Origin of the sequence: Actinoplanes sp. NPDC049265, assembly GCF_043197135.1 — a bacterium.
Classification (GTDB): Bacteria; Actinomycetota; Actinomycetes; order Mycobacteriales; family Micromonosporaceae; genus Actinoplanes.
This window is the reverse complement of the sequence record NZ_JBICSP010000016.1, coordinates 125,913-144,417: the sequence shown is the minus strand read 5'-3', so window position 1 is coordinate 144,417 and position 18,505 is coordinate 125,913. Positions and strand designations below refer to the sequence as shown.

The 18,505-nt window shown below is 71.3% G+C and carries 16 protein-coding genes and 1 pseudogene; 10 read left to right on the top strand and 7 right to left on the bottom strand.

Annotation, left to right across the window (positions count from 1 at the left end; translation table 11 throughout):
• The first annotated feature begins 52 nt into the window (after positions 1 to 52).
• Positions 53 to 607, top strand: coding sequence for a nuclease (locus ACGFIO_RS32105; protein ID WP_392831866.1), 555 nt, complete (start codon positions 53 to 55; stop codon positions 605 to 607).
• 220 nt (positions 608 to 827) lie between these two features.
• Entirely contained in the window at positions 828 to 2,681 is a 1,854-nt protein-coding gene (locus tag ACGFIO_RS32100; protein WP_392831864.1) for a ricin-type beta-trefoil lectin domain protein, read from the top strand.
• Between the two features lie 5 nt (positions 2,682 to 2,686).
• Here the strand turns inward: ACGFIO_RS32100 and ACGFIO_RS32095 are convergent, their stop codons facing one another.
• A complete protein-coding gene (locus tag ACGFIO_RS32095; RefSeq protein ID WP_392831862.1) occupies positions 2,687 to 3,427 on the bottom strand; it encodes an ABC transporter permease in 741 nt (246 codons plus the stop codon).
• A 12-nt stretch (positions 3,428 to 3,439) separates the two neighbouring features.
• Positions 3,440 to 4,348: an ABC transporter ATP-binding protein gene (locus ACGFIO_RS32090; protein ID WP_392831859.1), complete on the bottom strand. Its 909-nt coding sequence runs from the start codon at positions 4,346 to 4,348 to the stop codon at positions 3,440 to 3,442.
• 142 nt (positions 4,349 to 4,490) lie between these two features.
• Between ACGFIO_RS32090 and ACGFIO_RS32085 the strand changes: the two genes are divergently transcribed.
• Positions 4,491 to 5,765, top strand: a complete 1,275-nt coding sequence (locus ACGFIO_RS32085; RefSeq protein WP_392831856.1) for an ABC transporter substrate-binding protein — start codon at positions 4,491 to 4,493, stop codon at positions 5,763 to 5,765.
• A 6-nt stretch (positions 5,766 to 5,771) separates the two neighbouring features.
• Here the strand turns inward: ACGFIO_RS32085 and ACGFIO_RS32080 are convergent, their stop codons facing one another.
• The gene (locus ACGFIO_RS32080) at positions 5,772 to 6,782 is read right to left on the bottom strand and encodes a sugar ABC transporter substrate-binding protein (protein WP_392831853.1); all 1,011 of its coding nucleotides are present in this window, start codon (positions 6,780 to 6,782) and stop codon (positions 5,772 to 5,774) included.
• 201 nt (positions 6,783 to 6,983) lie between these two features.
• Here ACGFIO_RS32080 and ACGFIO_RS32075 point away from each other — a divergent pair, with 201 nt between their 5' ends.
• The 3 genes from ACGFIO_RS32075 to ACGFIO_RS32065 all read left to right on the top strand — a co-directional run bounded on the left by ACGFIO_RS32075 (position 6,984) and on the right by ACGFIO_RS32065 (position 10,975).
• On the top strand, positions 6,984 to 8,933 hold the full coding sequence (locus ACGFIO_RS32075) for a putative bifunctional diguanylate cyclase/phosphodiesterase (RefSeq protein ID WP_392831850.1): 1,950 nt from the start codon (positions 6,984 to 6,986) through the stop codon (positions 8,931 to 8,933).
• A 115-nt stretch (positions 8,934 to 9,048) separates the two neighbouring features.
• A complete protein-coding gene (locus ACGFIO_RS32070; RefSeq protein ID WP_392831848.1) occupies positions 9,049 to 10,011 on the top strand; it encodes an alpha/beta hydrolase in 963 nt (320 codons plus the stop codon).
• A 10-nt stretch (positions 10,012 to 10,021) separates the two neighbouring features.
• The gene (locus ACGFIO_RS32065) at positions 10,022 to 10,975 is read left to right on the top strand and encodes a helix-turn-helix domain-containing protein (protein WP_392831845.1); all 954 of its coding nucleotides are present in this window, start codon (positions 10,022 to 10,024) and stop codon (positions 10,973 to 10,975) included.
• Positions 10,976 to 11,017: 42 nt separating this feature from the next.
• Here ACGFIO_RS32065 and ACGFIO_RS32060 read toward each other — a convergent pair whose 3' ends face one another.
• The gene (locus ACGFIO_RS32060; RefSeq protein WP_392831843.1) at positions 11,018 to 11,653 is read right to left on the bottom strand and encodes a TetR/AcrR family transcriptional regulator; all 636 of its coding nucleotides are present in this window, start codon (positions 11,651 to 11,653) and stop codon (positions 11,018 to 11,020) included.
• A 62-nt stretch (positions 11,654 to 11,715) separates the two neighbouring features.
• Between ACGFIO_RS32060 and ACGFIO_RS32055 the strand changes: the two genes are divergently transcribed.
• Entirely contained in the window at positions 11,716 to 12,168 is a 453-nt protein-coding gene (locus tag ACGFIO_RS32055) for an SRPBCC domain-containing protein (RefSeq protein ID WP_392831841.1), read from the top strand.
• The gene (locus ACGFIO_RS32050) at positions 12,165 to 12,560 is read left to right on the top strand and encodes a DUF1304 family protein (protein ID WP_392831838.1); all 396 of its coding nucleotides are present in this window, start codon (positions 12,165 to 12,167) and stop codon (positions 12,558 to 12,560) included. The genes ACGFIO_RS32055 and ACGFIO_RS32050 overlap by 4 nt, the downstream gene beginning before the upstream one ends.
• Here ACGFIO_RS32050 and ACGFIO_RS32045 read toward each other — a convergent pair.
• The gene (locus ACGFIO_RS32045) at positions 12,555 to 12,950 is read right to left on the bottom strand and encodes a MerR family transcriptional regulator (protein WP_392831836.1); all 396 of its coding nucleotides are present in this window, start codon (positions 12,948 to 12,950) and stop codon (positions 12,555 to 12,557) included. The genes ACGFIO_RS32050 and ACGFIO_RS32045 overlap by 6 nt on opposite strands.
• Positions 12,951 to 13,001: 51 nt before the next feature.
• Here ACGFIO_RS32045 and ACGFIO_RS32040 point away from each other — a divergent pair.
• Positions 13,002 to 14,148 (top strand): annotated as a pseudogene (locus tag ACGFIO_RS32040) (serine hydrolase domain-containing protein).
• A gap of 40 nt (positions 14,149 to 14,188) precedes the next feature.
• Here ACGFIO_RS32040 and ACGFIO_RS32035 read toward each other — a convergent pair.
• A complete protein-coding gene (locus ACGFIO_RS32035) occupies positions 14,189 to 15,472 on the bottom strand; it encodes a hypothetical protein (protein WP_392831833.1) in 1,284 nt (427 codons plus the stop codon).
• Between the two features lie 398 nt (positions 15,473 to 15,870).
• On the opposite strand from ACGFIO_RS32035, the gene ACGFIO_RS32030 reads away from it, so the two are divergent.
• Positions 15,871 to 16,245, top strand: coding sequence for a hypothetical protein (locus tag ACGFIO_RS32030; protein ID WP_392831830.1), 375 nt, complete (start codon positions 15,871 to 15,873; stop codon positions 16,243 to 16,245).
• An 83-nt stretch (positions 16,246 to 16,328) separates the two neighbouring features.
• On the opposite strand, the gene ACGFIO_RS32025 is transcribed toward ACGFIO_RS32030, so the two are convergent.
• Positions 16,329 to 18,311 carry an AAA family ATPase gene (locus tag ACGFIO_RS32025; protein WP_392831827.1) on the bottom strand — a complete coding sequence of 661 codons (1,983 nt, stop codon included), beginning with the start codon at positions 18,309 to 18,311 and terminating at the stop codon, positions 16,329 to 16,331.
• Between the last annotated feature and the right edge of the window lie 194 nt (positions 18,312 to 18,505).

The following is an 18,505-nucleotide window of genomic DNA, read 5'->3' as shown; positions in this document are numbered from 1 at the left end:
GCGGCGGGCGTACGTATCCTTGAGCCGGCATCGTCGTGTGAGAGGCAGGCCCATGCCGGAAACCGTCACGTACCTCATCGTCGATGGGGAGAATATCGATGCCACCCTCGGCAACAGCGTTCTCGAGCGCCGCCCGGCCCCGGCCGAGCGGCCCCGGTGGGAACGTCTGCGCGAGTTCGCCCACCAGACGTGGCAGCAGCCGGTCAAGGGCCTGTTCTTCCTGAACGCCTCGACCGGCGCCCTCCCGATGCCGTTCGTCCGGGCGCTGCTGAGCATGGATTACCGGCCGATCCCGCTGGCCGGCACCCCCGATCAGAAGGTCGTCGACCTGGGCATCCAGCGCACCCTGGAGGCCATCGCCCACCGCCCCGGCAACGTGCTGCTGGCCAGCCACGACGGCGACTTCCTGCCGCAGATCGACCAGCTGCTGCACGGTGATCGCCAGGTCGGGGTGGTCGGGTTCAAGGAATTCCTCAACGCGGGCTTCGCCGACCTGGCCGGGCTGCAGGTGTTCGACATCGAGGAGGACGCGGGCTGCTTCACCAACGTCCTGCCCCGGGTCCGGATCATCGACCTCGACGACTTCGACCCCGAGCGTTTCCTGTAGCAACAGTCGGGCCCGCAGCGGGGCTTCGAGACGGCGCGGTCGGGCAGATCCTGCTCTTCCGCGCACGGCAGGGCGGCCGCCGACATGTCCCGGGCCGCGGCCGCGTCGCCGAGCGCCCGATGGGCCCGCCCGAGCGGGGCCGGACGACCTCGACCCCTTGACTTATCGACACAAATCGATGTCGACTGAGGGCCTCGGGCCGAGGAAAGTAGGTGCCGTCATGTCGTCTCGCCCTGGTCAGGCTCTGTTCGCAGCACTGTTGCTGGTCGGCGGATCCCTATCCGCTCCGGCCGCACCCGCGTCGGCGGCGGCGCCGGCCGCCCGCCCGGTGCTGACCATCGCCGACCCGACGATCCGGTCCACAGTGGGCGACGCGTATGCCAAAGCGCTCACCAACCTGCTGGACATCAACACCGTCCCGTACGACCCGGCCGTCTACAACCAGAGCGGCCTGATGCAGGATCCACCCGGCACGTTCATCCGCGCCGGCGGCGGCTACCCGCAACCGTGGACCCGGGACGCGTCGGTCAACTCGTGGAACGCGGCCAGCCTGCTCGAACCGGACGTCGCCCGGAACACCCTGTGGTCGGTGGTCCACCGGCAGGACGACGGGCGGCTGCTCCTGGTCCAGGACGACCAATGGTGGGACCAGGTCGTCTGGCTGACCGCCGCCTGGAACCACTACCTGCTGACCGGGGACACCGGCTTCCTCGGCGACGCCTACCGGACCGCCGTCAACACCCTCGACCTGCGCCGGAGCGCCAACTACAACGCCGCGTACGGGCTGTTCCAAGGCCCTGCCTTCTTCAACGACGGCATCGCCGGATACCCGGTGCCGCCGGCCGACCCGACCGAGAGCCGCGGCAGTTTCGTCGGCTCCTACCCCGGCACGTCGACCATGATGTCGCTGAGCACCAACACGCTGTACTACTCGGCGTACCGCAGCGCCGCCCGGATGGCGACCGCACTGCACCGCCCCCGGAGCGAGGCCGGCGCGCTGAACGCCGCGGCCGACACGCTGCGCGGACGGATCAACGAACACTTCTGGGATCCGGGCCGCGGCACGTACGGATACTTCATCCACAACGGCGACGGCGCCCCGGCCACGCTCGACCCGTCCGAGGAAGGCACCGGCCTCGCCTTCGCCATCCTGTTCGGCGTGGCCGACCGGGCCCAGGCGCGCTCGATCATGCGCGAGACCCACCTCCGGCCGTACGGCATCACCGACGTCTACCCCGACTTCCCGCGCTACAGCGAGGCCCGGCCCGGCCGCCACAACACCATCGTCTGGCCGATGGTCCAGGGCATGTGGGCTGACGCCGCCGCCCGCTCCGGTCAGCCGGCCCGCTTCCAGTTCGAGCTGGCCGCCCTGACCCGGCTGGTCACGGGCAGCGGAGACTTCGCCGAGATCTACAACGCGTCGACCGGCGCCGTCGACGGCGGCTGGCAGACCCGCTCACACTGGACGTCGCAACCCGACCAGACCTGGTCGGCCACCGCGTTCCTGCGGATGATGTACACCGACGTCTTCGGGCTGCGGCCGGCCGTCGACGGGCTGGCGATCCAGCCCACCCTGCCCGCCGGCTGGGGCGCCGTGTCGCTGTCCGGTCTCCGCTACCGCGACGCCACGCTGACCGTGAACCTGCGCGGCGCCGGGAGCACCGTCGCCCGCGTCAAGATCGACGGCCGGCCGGCGCCGGCCTTGGTGCCGGCCACCCTCACCGGCAACCACACCGTCGACGTGACGCTGACCTCCCCCGATGCGGCGGGCGCGGTCATCGGATACTCCGGCCGGTGCCTCGACGGGCGCCGGTCGGTGGTCGGCCTCGCGGAATGCGACGGGACCAACGCTCAACGATGGACGGTGGACCGGGCCACTCGTACGGTCCGGGCCCTCGGCAAGTGCCTCGACGCCCGTGGGGGGCTCCGCACCTGCGACGGGTCCCGCGCGCAGGTCTGGGTGCCGCGTACGGACGCCAGCCTGTACAACCCGCGGTCCGGGCTGTGCCTGGAGGCCACCGGGGTCGACGGCTGCTCCGGTGGCCTCGACCAGCAATGGTTCCTGCCCGGCTGACCGCGTCAACTCCACCGGAAGAAGCGAGCCGCGCCGGCCGTGAAGATTCCGGCGTACGCCAGCAGCACGACCACCGAGAGCAGCGTCGGCCCATGCCCGACCGACGCCGCCTGCATCGCCGCCTGGCCGGCGCCGAGCGGGGTGAGCTCGCCGATCCGCTGCAGCCAGTCCGGCATCAGCTCGCGCGGCGTCCACAGCCCGGCGAAGAACATCAGCAGGAAGAACAGTCCGGTGCCGATGCCGTTGGCGGCCTTGCCGCTGGGCGCGACGGCGGCCACGAAGATGCCGACCGCGAACACCGCCGCGCCGCAGAGCAGGAACGCGAGCAGGTAGAGCAGCACGTTGCCGGGCAGGGGCACGCCGAACGCGATCCGGCCGACCAGAGTGGCCAGCACGCCGGCGCCCAGTGCGGTGCCGAAGGCCATGGTCAGCTGCGCGCCGAGCAGCATGATGGGCGACGCCGGCGTGGTGGCCAGCCGGCGCAGCACACCGCGTTCGCGGTAGGTGGCGAGCAGCTGCGGGATGCTCTGCAGGCCGAGCATGGCGATGGCCAGGGCGAGCGCGATCGGCACGTAGAAGTCGATCACCCGCTGGCCGCCCAGGTCGGGATTGGCCTCGCGGAAGTCCGGGATGCAGCCCAGGATGCCGATCAGCACGGCCGGGAAGAGCAGGCCGAAGAAGGCGAGCATGGGCTCGCGGATGAACAGGCGGAACTCGGAGGCGGTGAGCTGGAAAAAGGCACGCATGACGGTTCCTCTTCAGTCTTCGGTGCGGGCGGGGCGGCCGGTGAGCTGCACGAACGCGTCGTCCAGGGTGGCCTGTTCGAGGCGGAGGCCGGCGGCGACGATCTGGTGCGAGGCGAGCACGCTGGTCACGGCCTGCAGCAGGGCGCCGGTGCCGACGACCTCGACCGCCGGGCCGTGCCGGCGAACCTCGCGCACCTCGGGCAGGGCGGTGAGCAGCTTCTCGTCCAGCGGGGCGGACGGCCGGAAGCGGATGCGCTGCTCGACGGCGACCCGCTCGACCAGCCCGGCCGGCGTGTCCAGGGCGATCACGGCCCCGTGGTCGATCACCGCGATCCGGTCGCAGAGCCGCTCGGCCTCCTCCATGAAGTGGGTGACCAGCAGCACCGTGACACCGCGGTCGCGGATGCCGGCGATCAGGTCCCAGGTGTCGCGGCGCGACTGCGGGTCCAGGCCGGTGGTGAGCTCGTCGAGGATTGCCACCTCGGGCCGGCCGATCAGGGCCAGGGCGATCGACAGCCGCTGTTTCTGACCGCCGGAGAGCTTGGCGTACCGGGTCTTCAGCTTGTCGCCGAGGCCGAGTTCGCGGACCAGTTCGGGCCAGTCCACCGGGTCGGGGTAGAACGCGCTGAACAGCTCCAGCGCCTCGCGGACGGTCATCCGGTCGGGCAGCGCCGACTCCTGCAGCTGCACGCCGACCAGCCGGCGCAGCTCCGGGTCGGCCGGGTCGCGGCCGAGCACCTCGATCGACCCGCTGTCGGCTCGGCGGAGCCCGGCGATCGCCTCGACCGTGGTGCTCTTGCCGGCCCCGTTCGGGCCGAGGATGCCGAAGATCTCGCCGCGCTCGACCGAGAACGTCACGTCGGCGGCGGCGACGGTCGGCCCGTACTCCTTGCGGAAGTTTCTGACATCGATGATTGGCATGAGTTCAGCGTCGTGGCGCGGCGGGCCCGTTCCATCAACCGGCCGCAGACGCCCGCGGTCCACCGATCGGTGGATGGGTATGGACCACCTGGTTTTCCCGGAACCCCCGGCGCCGGGCCCGTCTTCCTGGTTAGCTTCAGCCGTGCCAGTTCGTCGCCGGACGCTGCTCGGCGCCGTCGTCGCGGCCGCCGGTCTGACCGCCGCCTGCGGTGACCAGGACAAGCCGGCCGCCGACGACGGCACCACCACGCTGTGGATCTGGCCCAGCGGGCTCGACGACGCCATGGTCAAGCAGGCCGTGCGGCAGTTCGCGGGCCGGACCAAGCTGAGCGTCACCACGGTCGAGGGCAACTACCAGGACCAGCTGACCAAGGCGCTGGGCGGTCCGGGGGCCCCGGCCGTCGCCGGGATCAAGGGCGAGGACATCAGCTCGGTGCTCCCCCGCGCCGATCTCTTCGTCGACCTCAACACGCTCGGCGCCCGCGACCTGCAGGATCAGTACCTGGACTGGAAGTGGCGGCAGGGCAGCACGCTGGACAACCGGCTGGTCGGTTTTCCGATCGACACCGGACCGACGGCGATCTTCTACCGGTACGACCTTTTCCGGAAGGCGGGGCTGGCCGCTGAACCGGACGACGTGGCCGTCGCGTGCAAGGACTGGGCCGCGTACCTCGCCTTCGGGCGGCGGCTGGTGCACAAGTTGCCGTCGGTACGCCTGTTCTGCAACGCCGCCGACCTCTTCTCCAGCTGCGTCGGGCAGGGCTCGCGCCGGTACGTGAACGAGTCGAACCACTACATCGGTGACAGCGACGAAGTCCGCGCGGCCTGGGACATCGCTGTCGAGTCGCTCGGGATGGGCATCAGCGCCGGGATCTTCAACGACGACGAGAAGAGATTTCCGGCGTACGAGGCGGGCGCGGTCGCCAGCGACACCGGCCCGGCCTGGCTGGCGCAGGACCTGCAGAGTTCGGCGGCGAAGTCGGCCGGGACGTGGCGGGTGGCCAACGGCTGCGCCGACGGCGCCAACCAGGGCGGCTCGTTCCTGTCCGTCCCGGCCGCGGGCAGCGGGCACGACACCGCGTTCGAGGTGATCCGCTGGCTGCTCTCGCCGGCCAACCAGGCCAAGATGTTCGCCGGCGCCAAGCTGTTCCCGTCCGCGCCGGCCGCGTTCCAGATGCCCGAACTGCTGGCGCCCGACCCGTTCTTCGGTGGTCAGCGCACCACGCCGGTGTTCGCCGCGTCGGCGGCCAAGGCCCGGCTCTCCTACGAGGCACCGTCCGACGCCGCCATCGAGCAGGTCTTCATCACCCAGTTGCAGCAACTCGAGTCGGGCGCGAAAACCCCGGCGGCGGCCTACCGGGACGCGGTGGACGGCGGCCGCAAACTGGCCGCGAGCAAAGGCGTCCTGACCGAATAGGGCGCGCTAGCGTGCGTCGGCGAGAGGCCGCAGGTGGTCACCGAGGTGAGTGACGATCTCCTGTACGACCACCCGGGCCGATTCCGCGCGCTGCTTGGTCGATGACTGCCGGGCCAGCAGCGCCGGCGCGTTCTGCGGCGTGACCGCGATCGCTGGCGTCGGGATCCAGCCGGTGGGCAGCGTCAGGTTTCCCTTGACCTGCTCGGCCTGCAGCCACCCGGCGATCGCACCCTGCACGAACGGTTCCGGCGAGACCAGGGCGTAGTCGCCGTGCCCGACCGCCCGCAGCGCGATGTCGTCCAGCCCGAAGCCGGCGCCGACCCAGCTCCGGGTGGCCTGGCCGCGCAGCCGGGCCAGGTTGCGGGCGTCGCTGTCGCCGGTGCCGACGAAGGCCACCGCGGTCGAGTTCGCGCCGACCAGCAGCTCCCACGACTTCATGTTGCCGGCCGGGTCCTGCTTGGTGTCGAACGGCCCGAGCAGCCGGACTCCCGGCCGGACCACCGGCAGCCGGGAGCGCAGGCCGGCGATGCGCTCGTCGAGGGCCTGGGCGCCCGGGACCGACGTGCCGAGCACGACCGTGCCGATGGTGTCCGGGGGCAGCAGCGCGCCGATCTGGTCGGCCAGCATCTCGCCCATCGTGTAGTTGTCGTTGCCGATGTAGAGGCCGACGTCCGAGCCCGGGGCGGGCGGCGAGTACACCGAGATGACCGGCGTGCCGGCGGCCCCGGTCGCGGCCATGGGCGCGGCCAGCAGTTCGGGGTTCCAGGTGAAGACCGCGATGCCGTCGCGGCTCTCGCGGTGCAGGTCGGCGAGCATGCCGGCCTGCTGAGCGGTGTCACCGATGGGCGGGCCGGCCTCGGTGTGCTCGACTCCACCGGCGTCGGCGACCGTGGTGGCGTACCCCATGGTCATCTCGCGCACGTAGCCCATCCCCTCGTCGGCGGTGAGAAAGCCGACGGCCGGATGCGAAGCCACCCGCCGCAACGTGCAGCCGCCGAGGCCGAGCACGAGAGACACAGCGGCCACAGCAGCCACAAACATGCGTACCCGCATCGTCCCTCCCCATCGTCCGACCTAAGTCACGTGACGCTGTGCTCAGTCCCCGGATTCGCCTCGCGATCATCGCCTCGCGAACGAATCTAGGACCAGGCAACCTCAAGGTCGGATCCCGTCGGCCGAATCTGAGGCGAGGACAGCGAACTAATGAGAGGCGAGCGGATGCGGGCGATCGGGATGCAGCGCCGGGCGGTGGCGCGTACCGCCATCGCCGCGCTCGCGGCCGGTCTCGCCCTGCTCGCCGGACTCGGCCTGTTCAGCACCCGCAGCACCGCCCAGGCCACCGCCCGGATCGCCGCCGCCGAACAGGTCACCCGGCAGTGGGGCCAGGTCTATCTGCTCATCGGCATCGAGTACGAGCAGCTGGTCGACTTCGTCCGGGCCGACAGCGACGTCGGCCGGGGCCCGCTGCTGTCCTCGATCGGATCGGCCGAGGAGAACCTGCGCTGGCTCAACGCCCACGGCGGCCCGGCCGAGTCGTTCCAGGCCCAGACGCTGCAGAACACCTACGGCGGCTACAGCTACACGCTGCGAGACCTGATCGACGCGCAGAAGCGTGGCGACCGCGAGCGGATGGACTCCGACGCCAAACAGGCCGCCCTGAGCGCGTCGGCGCTGCGCAAACAGGCGTCGGTGAACATCGCGCGGAACAACCTCGAGATGGGCGTACTGCTCGAGCAGACCCAGCGCAACAACCACCGGGTGCTGCTGGCGGTCGAGGTGATCTCGGTCATCGACCTGCTGCTGGTGGTGCTCTGCGCCCTGGTGCTGGTCGCCTACCAGCGCGGCACCGAACGGCAGGCCCGGGACAGCCGGCACCAGGCCATGCACGACAGCCTCACCGGCGTGGCCAACCGCAACCTGCTCATCGAGCGCCTCGACGAAGCGGTCGCGGCGGCCGGCGGCGCCGGGCTCCTGCTGCTCGACCTCGACCACTTCAAGGAGGTCAACGACACGCTCGGCCACCTGGTCGGTGACCGGCTGATCCAGGAGGTGGCCGACCGGCTGACCGAGGCGGCCCGGCACCAGGACACGGTGGCCCGGCTCGGCGGCGACGAGTTCGCGGTGGTGCTGCCGGACATCCGCTCGGCCGAGGATCTGATGGCCGTCGGCGAGCGGATCCTGGAGACGTTGTGCCGCCCGGCCGAGCTGGACGGTTACGTCGTCGACGTGAACGCCAGCATCGGCGCCGCGCTGCACCCGCTGCCCAGCGGCAGTGCCACCGAGCTGCTGCGGCACGCCGATGTCGCGATGTACACGGCCAAGCGCAACCGTCTCGGCGTCGCCCTCTACGACGCGGCCCAGGACGAGAACAGCACCGAGAAGCTGACCGCCGGCGCCGAGCTGCGCAACGCCATCGAGAACGGCGAGCTGGAGGTTCACTACCAGCCCAAGGTCCGGGTCGGCGACCGGACGCCGACCGGGGTCGAGGCGCTGGTCCGCTGGCGGCATCCGGCCCGCGGCCTGCTCGGCCCCGACCGGTTCATCCCCGTGGCCGAGCAGAACGGGCTGATCCGGCCGCTCACCGACGTGGTGCTGTCGGCCGCGCTGGCCCAGTCACGGGCCTGGCGCGAGGCCGGCCTGTCACTGCCGGTCGCGGTCAACGCCGGCGCCGACTGCCTGCACGATCTCGGCTTCCCGGCCCACGTGCGGTCCATCATGGACCTTTACGACACCCAGCCCGGCGAGCTGACCGTCGAGATCACCGAGAGCATGGTCATCGCCGACCCGTGCCGCGCCGCGACAATCCTGGGCGAGCTGCGTGAGCTGGGCGTACGCGTGTCGATCGACGACTTCGGCACCGGCTACTCGTCGATGAGCTACCTCCAGGAGATGCCCCTGGACGAGCTGAAGATCGACCGCCGGTTCACCACCCGCATCGAGACCGAGGGCAGCGGCCGCGCCATCGTGGCCGCGATCGCCGACCTGGCCCACGCCTGCGGCCTGCACGTGGTGGTCGAGGGCGTCGAGCATGAGGAGACGGTCGCGATCCTGGACGAGATCGGCTGCGAGGCCGCCCAGGGCTACCTCTTCTGCCGCCCCCGGCCGGCCGACGAGATCACCGCCTGGGCGCTCACCGCCGACCGTCCTGACCAGACACTGGTTTCCTGAGGCGCGCGACGGCACCCACGTGACCACCGCACGCGTGCCGGGACCCGCCAACTGGCGGGTAATGCCCGCCGCATGGCGCTCGCGTCGCGCGGGCCAGGCGACGGAAGCTGGACGCATGAAACCACCGCCGTTCGACACCGAACTCGGCGCCGCCCTCCCGGCGATCACCGAGATGATGCCCGGCAAGTTGACCCTCGACATGATCCCGGCCATGCGCGGCGGGGAAGCGCTGCCGCCGGTGCCCGACGAGATGCTCACCCGGGACGGGACCTTCACGGTCGAGGAGCGGCAGGTTCCCGGCCTCGGCCAGGATCCGGAGGTGTCGCTGCTGATCTGCCGGCCCACGGCCACCGATCGGGTGCTCGGCTGCCTCTACCACACCCACGGCGGCGGCATGATCATGGGCGACAACCGGACCGGCGTACCCGATCTGCTCGACTGGGCCGACCAGTTCGGCCTGGTCGTGGTCTCGGTCGACTACCGGCTGGCCCCCGAGACCCCGCACCCGGGCCCGGTCGACGACTGTTACGCCGGCCTGGTCTGGACCGCCGCCCACGCCGCCGAGCTCGGCTTCGACTCCGACCGGCTGCTGATCGCCGGGGGCAGCGCGGGCGGCGGGCTGGCCGCGGCGGTGGCCCTGAAGGCGCGGGACGAGGGCGGGCCGGCGCTGGCCGGGCAGATGCTGATGTGCCCGATGCTCGACGACCGCAACGACACCCCGTCGGCCGATCAGATGGATGGGCTGGGCGTGTGGGACCGGACCGCCAACGAGACCGGCTGGACGGCCCTGCTCGGCGACGCCCGCGGCGGTCCCGACGTTTCGCCGTACGCCGCGCCGGCCCGCGCCACCGACCTGTCCGGCCTGCCGCCGGCGTTCATCGACGTCGGCTCGGCCGAGACGTTCCGCGACGAGGACGTCGCCTACGCGACAGGGATCTGGCAGGCCGGAGGGGCCGCGGAGCTGCACGTGTGGCCGGGCGGCTTCCACGGCTTCGACATGATGGTGCCGCAGGCGCAGATCTCCCAGGACGCCAAGGCGGCCCGCGTTCAATGGCTGCGGCGCATCCTCGACGCCTAGCCTGGGTCACATGAAGGACCTGGCGGTCAGGCTCGCCGCGTTGGACGCCGACGCGGGCGCGGCGCTGCGGGTGATCGAGTATTTCGACCGGCTGGCCGAGGCGCGGGCGGGGCTGCACGCCGTCGTCCGGGGCGCGGTGGTGCTGGCCGAGTGCCCGGCCCGCCTGGTCGACGACGAGCGCCGGGTCCGCGTACGCATCACCGCCGACGGTCGCACCGCGCCGGCCGACACCGCACCCGATCCGGCGTGGATGTCCACCGCCGCCGGGTCGGCCACGCTCTGGCTGGAGCGGGCCGGCCCGGCGGGCCCGGTCGAGGCGATGATCCTGGAACGGGCCGCGGCCGCCGCCAAGGCCGTCCTCGACCGCACCCGGGGCCGGGCCGCGGCCGAGGTGCTGGTCGACGAGACGGCCACCGAGGAGGCCCGCACCCAGGCCGCTCGCCGCCTGGGTCTGTCGCCGGCCCGGCCCGCCGCCGCGGCCGCGGTCGAGTCCGGTGTTCCGGTGATCTTTGTGGGCGCTCGGCCCGAGTTTCCCGGCCGCGCCGGGGTCGGCCCCGCGGTCGCGGTGCTCGACCTGCCGTGGTCATGGCAGGCGGCGAGGGTCGCGCTCCGCTTCGCGGCCGAGGGTACGGAGGAAGATCCCGGCCCGGCGGTCGTCCACCACGACGAGCTCGGCGCCCTGGCCCTGCTGGCCGCGGCCGGTGACCAGTCCGGCCTGCCCGACGTCCGGGCGCTGGCCCACGCCGCGGCGGCGGCCCCGTGGATGCTGAGCACGCTGCACGCCACGGCCGACGCGATCAGCTTGCGCGCGGCGGCGGCGACGTCGCGCGTACACCACTCGACTTTGCAGGACCGCATCAATCAGGCCGAACACCTGCTCGGCTGGTCGATCCGCGACCCGCACGGCCGTCTGCGCCTGCAGCTGGCCCTGGCCCTGCGCCGGCTGGCCCGCCACCCCGCCTGAGGCGGGTCAGCATCGGCGCACACCGCCGACGGCCCGGGCCGATCAGCTGGGCGTACGGGGCCGGCTGACGCCGCGCGGGCCGGCCAGGAGGGCGCTGACCAGGACGTCCGCGTGGTTCCGGGCGGCGGCCAGGATCTGCTCGTCGGTGAAGTCGCCGGCGGCAGCGGCCTCGATCGCGGCGTTGATGCTGAGCAGCGCCATCCGGAGCTGCAGAGCGTCGACGGCGGTGGCATCGGGCAGCAGGCCGACGAGGGTGCCGGCCAGCGTATTGAGCGCCGAGCCGATCTGCTCGCCACCCTGGGCGGCGAACGTCCGGAGCAGCAGCGGGTTGGCCGACAGGAACCGGATGCCGTGGAGTTTGTCGGCCGAGAACGACTCCACCCACCGCAGCACCGCCGTGCGGACGAGTTCGGCCGTCCGGGGTTGAGCCGAGACCCAGGTGAGCAGCTGCTCGGCCTCGGAGCTTCGCTGGTCGAACAGCGACCGGACGATGTCTTCCTTGCCGGCGAAGTGGTAGTACAGCGACGCCTTCTTGATGCCGAGGATCTCGGCGATCTGGCGCATCGACGTCGCTTCGTACCCCTGGGTGGTGAACAGTCGCAGCGCGACCTGACGGATGGCCGCGCGGGTCTCGGGGCCGGACCGCCGGCCGACGCTCGTGTCCGATGTCGTGCTCATCACCGCAGCCTACCGCACGGTAGGCTTGCCTACCTACCGGAAGGTAGGCTACCGTCGACGCCATGAGTGAATACACCGTCGTCCGCGAATACCCGTATGCGATCGAGGAGGTCTGGCATGTGATGACCGACCCTGAGTACGTCGGCCAGTGGACCACCACCGGGCAGGGCGGCCGCCCCGACGGCTTCGCCCCGACGCCCGGCACCCGGTTCCGGTTCGTCGGCAAGCCGACCATCGGCTGGGCCGGCATCGTCTACTGCGAGATCAAGGCGGTCGACGCTCCCCGGTCGATGCACTACACGTGGAAGGGCGACGAGGAGAGTGACGACGTCACCGATGTCACCTACCTGCTCGAGCCGATCCCCGGCGGCACCCGCTTCACCTGGCGGCACACCGGCTTCACCGGCGCCGGCGGATTCGCCATGGCCAAGCTGCTGGGCAACGTCCGCCGCAAGATGATGGACGCGGGCGTACCGAAAGTGCTGGCCGCCTACCACGCCGCGCGCACGGCATGAACCTGCCCGGCGCCATCGCCGCCGGCGCGTCGCTGGTGGCCGCGGCCCTGCACGGGTACATCTTCGCCCGGGAGAGCCTGCTGTTCTCCCGGCCGAGCACCCAGCGAATGTTCGAGGTCGCCGCCGCGGACGTGCCGGCCGTCCGCCTCTGGGCGTTCCACCAGGGCGTCTACAACCTGCTTCTGGGTACGACGGCCCTGGCCGGCGCGGCCGCGACAGTGATCGGAGCGACGACGACCGGCGCCACCCTGATCACCGCGTCCGCGCTGTCCATGATCGTCGCCGCGGCGGCACTGCTCGCGGCCGACCGGCGCCGCGCCCGGCTTCCCGGCTTCCTGACCCAGGCCGTGCCGGCGGCGACAGCGCTGCTGGCCATCGTCCTCGGCTCATGAGGACCGATCGCTCGTCATGACGCGCAGCACGTCGGCGGCATACCCGATGATCGCCGCGCGGCGGGCGGTGAGCTCGTCGATGCGCTCCTGCAGAGCGGTCGCCTCGCGGCACAGCAGGGCGAGCACCTCGAACCCGTCACCGGCCGGCGCGACGATGCCCGGACCGGACAACCGCGGCAACAGGTCGGCGATCGCCCTGGTCTGCAACCCGGCGTCCAGCAACGACCGGATCTGACCGATCCGCTGCACGCCCATCTCGCAGTACACGCGGTACCCGTTGCCGTCGCGCCCCGGCGTGATCAGGTGCTGTTCCTCGTAGTAGCGCAACAACCGTGGCGGCACACCGGTCCGGGCCGACATCTGCCCGATGGTCATCGTCACAAGGTTCACGGTAATCACCTCTTGACCTTCACACCGGTGTGAGGCCCGGACGCTCGGTTCATGACATCGTCGCTGGTTCACGGAACCACCACCGCATCGCTGGCCAAGCTTCGCACGCTGCTGGAAGACCATCTCGCGACCGGGGCCGAGCTGGGCGCCTCGATAGTCGTCGACGTCGACGGTGCGACAGTCGCCGACCTCTGGGGCGGGTTCGCCGACGAAGCCCGTACCCGCGCATGGGAGCGCGACACCGTCGTCAACGTCTGGTCGATCACCAAGCTGGTCACCGCCCTCGCCGTGCTCAAGCTGGCCGGAAGCGGCGTGATCGACCTCGGCGCGCCGCTCGCCCGTTACTGGCCCGAGTTCGCGGCCCAGGGCAAAGACCGCGTCACGGTACGGCAGGTGCTGGCGCACGCCTCCGGCGTCCCCGGTCTGGCCGCCCCCGCGGACGTCACCGATCTCTACGACCACGACGCGGTGGCCGGCCGGCTCGCCGCGCAGGAGCCGTGGTGGGAACCGGGCACCGCCTCCGGCTACCACCTGTGGGTCTACGGCCACCTGCTCGGCGAGCTGATCCGCCGCGTGGACGGCCGCGACCTCGGCCCGTTCGTGGCCCAGGAAATCGCCGGCCCCCTGGGCGCCGACTTCGGGATCGGCGCGACATCAGCCATGGCCGGCCGGATCGCGGACGTCGTTCCCCCCGCCGCCGCTGCCGTTCGACATCGAGGACCTCGACCATCGGACAGTGGCCTACCGGACGTTCACCGGCCCCACGGTCGAGGCGCGGGCGGCGAACTCGGACGCCTGGCGGGCGGCGCGGATCGGCGGCGCCAACGGGCACGGCAACGCCCGTTCGGTCGCCCGCATGCTGTCCGCGCTGGCCCGCGACGGCCGGGCCGGGGGCGTACGCCTGCTCGAACCCGGAACCGGCGCGCTGGTGCTGGAACCGCAGACCGACGGCGTCGACCTGGTCAACGGCCTGCACCTGCGCTGGGGTCTGGGCTTCGCGGTGGCCGACCTCCGGACCCTGCCGTGGGTGCCGGAGGGCCGGATCGCCTACTGGGGCGGCTGGGGCGGGTCGATGGCGATCGTCGACTTCGAACGCCGGATGACGATCGCGTACGTGATGAACAAGATGGGCGGCGACATCCTCGGCTCGGACCGCGCCGCCGCCTACGTCGCCGCGATCTACGACGCCCTGCGATGAGTTCGGGACGACCGTCGGAAGTGGCTCAGCCGCGCGCGCGTCAGCGTTCGGCTACGGTTCGCCGGGTCTCCCGGTCACGCGTCATCCCTGAGACGGCGACGCGCCACAGGACTCGGGGACGCAGCAATGCTGTCGGCGGGTCAAGAAGCGCGAACACGCGCGCGAACTGTGCCGCAACTGTGTTGTCACGTGTAGCGGCCGAAACGACCCGGTCCATGAACCGGCCTCGAAGCCGTGCGACCGTGCTGCTGGGCGTATCCGGCGCTGCGACATTCACAGTCATCTCCCACGCCGGGGCCAGCTTCCGAGCCGCCGCCCGGAAGAAGCGCATGGACAGGTCCTCCCGTCCGGCGGCCAGGCAGCGCTGCAATTCGACCGCTTCCATGGCCGCCGCGGTCAGCCCTTGGGCGTTCAGCGGGCTGAGGCTACACAGCGCCTCACCGATCACCAGCAGACCGGCCGGAAAACGGTCAAGCCGGTCGTACCGTCGCCACACCGCGGCCGGGAACCGGTGCGCTGCGATCTCCCCAAGCGGTTCTGCGTCGCGGATCGCTTCGAGTACGTCCGGTGGCGCCGCTGTGGTCAGAAACTCGGCGTAGCCGGCCTCGTCCGTGGGCGGCCGATGCTCGGGGCCGGCTCCAGTAGCGGTCAGGAGGTACCGGTTGCCCTCCACGGCGAGCAGCAGGATCCCGCGCGGGGTGCCGTTGATGTCGCCGCCGACCAACAGTCCGACGCGGTCGGCGGCAGTCGGGGAGAGCCGCAGCAGGCGGCTGACGTAGGCAATGTCGACGGCCACTTGTTCCTCCGGCGGCCGCTCGTACCCCAGCTCCTTCAACCAGGCAGGAGTTCTCCGGCTGCGGCCCATCGCGTCGACCACCAGTTCGGCGGCCATGACCCCTTGGCCGCCGCCGGGCTCTTTCCCACTGACGAGTACGCCGGTCACTTTCGCACCCGCATCGTCGGCGGTTATGCCCATGACGTCGGTGCCAGGCATGAACCGCACGCCCCCACGCTCGCGCAACCTCCGGCGCAGATGGTCCTCGTAGAACGGCAGCGTGGCGTGCACCGACTTCGCGCCGACCGGAACCTGGGGCAACTGCTTGCCACCGAGGTAGAACCGGTATCCGACGAGCATGTCGGCCACAACCGCGCCGTCGGCTCCCATCTCGGTCACGATGCCCGGAAAGATCTGGTCCATCAGCTTCGCGCCGGCCGGCAACAGATTGTGGGCGTGCCGGCCCTGCGGCGCGCCGCGCCGATTCTTGCCTGGTTCCGGCACGTCTCGGTCAATGATCGTGACCCGCTCATAGAATGCTGTCAGCACGCCGGCTGTGAGCAACCCAGCGACGCCGGCGCCCAGGACCACAGCGTGCCCGGACCGGACCGGCGGCCAACCTCTACGGCGACTATGTGATTTCATGCCGCCGAATGATCAACGCCGACGATGGTCCGCCGCCAGGTCATCCACTGCTCACCCGGTGTCCATGTTGTGGGTGAGGCGATTCAGCCGATTCGGCGGTCTGCCCCCGCGATGAACCTCGGCCGCGCCGCGGCCGTCACACTGTCACCGAACCACCTTCGAGGGGTACGAGTGGCGAGCCGCAGGAACGTCCAAGCACGGAAACACGCGGCAGAACGCCGGCCGCCGACGTGAACCACGGATCGGTCATGACTCCGTTCGACCCGGCGGAGCGGCATGATCGAGCTGACCGAGGAGGATAAGTGAACAAGCTGGAGACGGGACGTTGGCTGGTCTGGGGTGACTACACTCCGGCCGAGGCCACCAGGACGGTCCTCACGGCGATGGGCGAAGCATTCGACGACCTGCCGGTGGTGGACTTGGACGAGCCGTCGGCCACGGAGCACCAGTCCATCGACGACTGCGGTGAGGGTGATCCGCTGGCCGGCCTGGAGAGCGAGGACGAGCTCCACGCGCTCATCCACCAGCGCGACCCGGAATGGACCCCGCCGGGAACAGCAGACACCAATGCCCGGCGGTCGTGGATGGGTATGGTTCACGACGCCACCGAGGCCGACATCATGGCCGGTTGGCCGGGCAAACGGGGTTACCTGCCGCTGCCGGACAGAGCGCCCTGACCTGACCGGCTGGTTCGGGAGTTTGCCGGAGGAGCGTGGCCCCGCCCGTCCTCGATCCGCGCATGCGCGCGAGCGGACGGGCGTCAGAGGGTGCCGGCCTGGTGGTCAGGCTCGGCAGCGTAGACCTCCCGCTCCCACATCCAGTCGACGATGTGAGCCACCGCCCGGTCCCGGTGCCGCCGGTAGGTGCTGAACGACAGGTGCAGTGACTCGGCGACCCGCTCCTGGGGGGTGACCGGGCGCAAGAACGTACGGTCGACGATCTCACGCAGCGTCTCCGGCAGGGTCGCGGCGGCCGAATCCACCAGTTCGCGCAGGCCGTCGTGGTCCCGGGCGACCCGGGATCGCAGCAGCGGGTTCGCGCGCAGCCGGGCGGGAACGTGCAGGTCGCGCAAGGCCGCCCGGACCGCATCGCTGAACTCCGGCTCGGAAAGGGCCAGATAGGGCGTACGTTCCCGGGCCGGCCGGGCCGGCGCACCCACCTCGCGGGCGGCGGTGAGCTCCAGCCACTCCGCGGGCCCTGTGCGGCGCCAGTCGTGCGCGAACACCGGGTACCGCGTCTCGCCGATCGTGTAGTCCGCGTCGGTCGCCCGCCAGAAGTCCAGGTAGCCCAGGGTCGGACCCCACATGTCGGCGTCGGCGTACGCACCGACCAGCGACCACGCCGTCCGGCCACCGTTGAGAACGTCCAGCACCTGCCAGGTCGCGAACAACGTCAGCGACGGTGACGACCCCTGCCCTTCGTCGCGGTCAAGGAAGAAGCGCCACGCCCGCGTCTGCTCGCCGGGCCGGGGCGGTCCGTGCCGCTGCGCGTAGAACCACATGGCGTCGGCGCCCGGGTCCACGCCGAGGTCGGCCTCGGTCAAGTCGAGGCATGCGCCGTACCCGCGCGGCTCACCCGACGCGTCACGGAACACCCGGAACGCCTCCGGCCGACGGTCCATCCAGTACGCGACGAGCCGAGCTTGCTCGGCGCCCTGTGCCGCGACGGTCATCGCGGCGACGGCCGCCCGGTCACCGGCGCGCAGCTCGTCGATGTGACGGTCGGCGGCCTGCATGGGGGATACGTATGCGGCGAGCCGGTTGCGCGGACATGTCACCACGATCATGTCCGCCAGCAGCCGTTGCTGCGCCCGCTCGTCGGGCGCGGATCGGATTCGCGCGAGCAGATTGTCACGCACCCGGCTGTGCAGGGCGGTGTACCGGTCCGGGTCACGCCAGCGCAGGTCGGCGTCCAGAGCATCGCGGACGAGATCGTGCGGAAACAGCCCGTACGGCCCCTCCTCCACGAACGACAATGTCCGCAGCCAGGCGAACAAGTCCCCGACATCCTCGTTGCCGAGCACCGACCGCAGTAGGTGCTCGGTGGTGACGTTGGCGTGCGCGCAGACCTCCAAGGCCTGCCGATGGCGGGGCCCGGGCACTTCGTCGATCGCGTGCGCGAGCAGTGCACGTAGGACATCGGGAAAATCACCGAGAGTGCTCGGGACCGTCCCGCGCCGCACCACCTCGGCCAGGAGCGCCAGTGCCAGCGGATGCCCGCGGCTGACCGTAAGCAGACGATCGTGCAGTCGACTCGACACGTCCAGATTGGTCAGGAAGGCCCGCGCGTCCCGACTCGGCAGATTTCGCAGGGCGACGACCCGGAGCAAGCCGCGCCAGGCGGGGTCGGCCAGCCGGCGCGATCCGGGCGCATGCCGCCCGGCTATCACCACCACGGCATCACTGGGCATGAGCGGCAGAAACTCCTCCCATACCCAATCGTCGATCGGCGCGAGCACCTCGTAGGTGTCGATCAGCAGCACCAACCGGGCGGTATCCGGTGGCACGGTCAGCGCCCCGGCGACGGGCGGCAGGTGCCTCCCGTCGACGCGGACGACACTGACGCCTTCCGCGGCCGCGACCTCGGCGAGGACATCCAGCAGGGCACTCTTGCCGACGCCTCCGGGCCCGTGCACGAAGAGCACCCCGCTTGGAGCGGCCAGCAAGCGGCGGAACAGCTCGATCTCGCCGGTACGCCCCACGAAGGAGCGCCGCCGCCCGGCCCTCAGCCGTTCTTTGAGCACTGCCACTCCTAATTTCGGCGAGATGTTGGCCCCGGAGCGCGACCACCCCGCGTCGCCGGGGTTCCAGGGCCCGGCCGTTCGCTCGACGGGCGCTCACCCGGCCATGCCATCCAACGGGACCCCTTGCGGCTCATCTCCGCAGAAGCGGCGATCAGCGCGGGTTCCCACGGACCGCGGCTACGAGGTACGGCGAT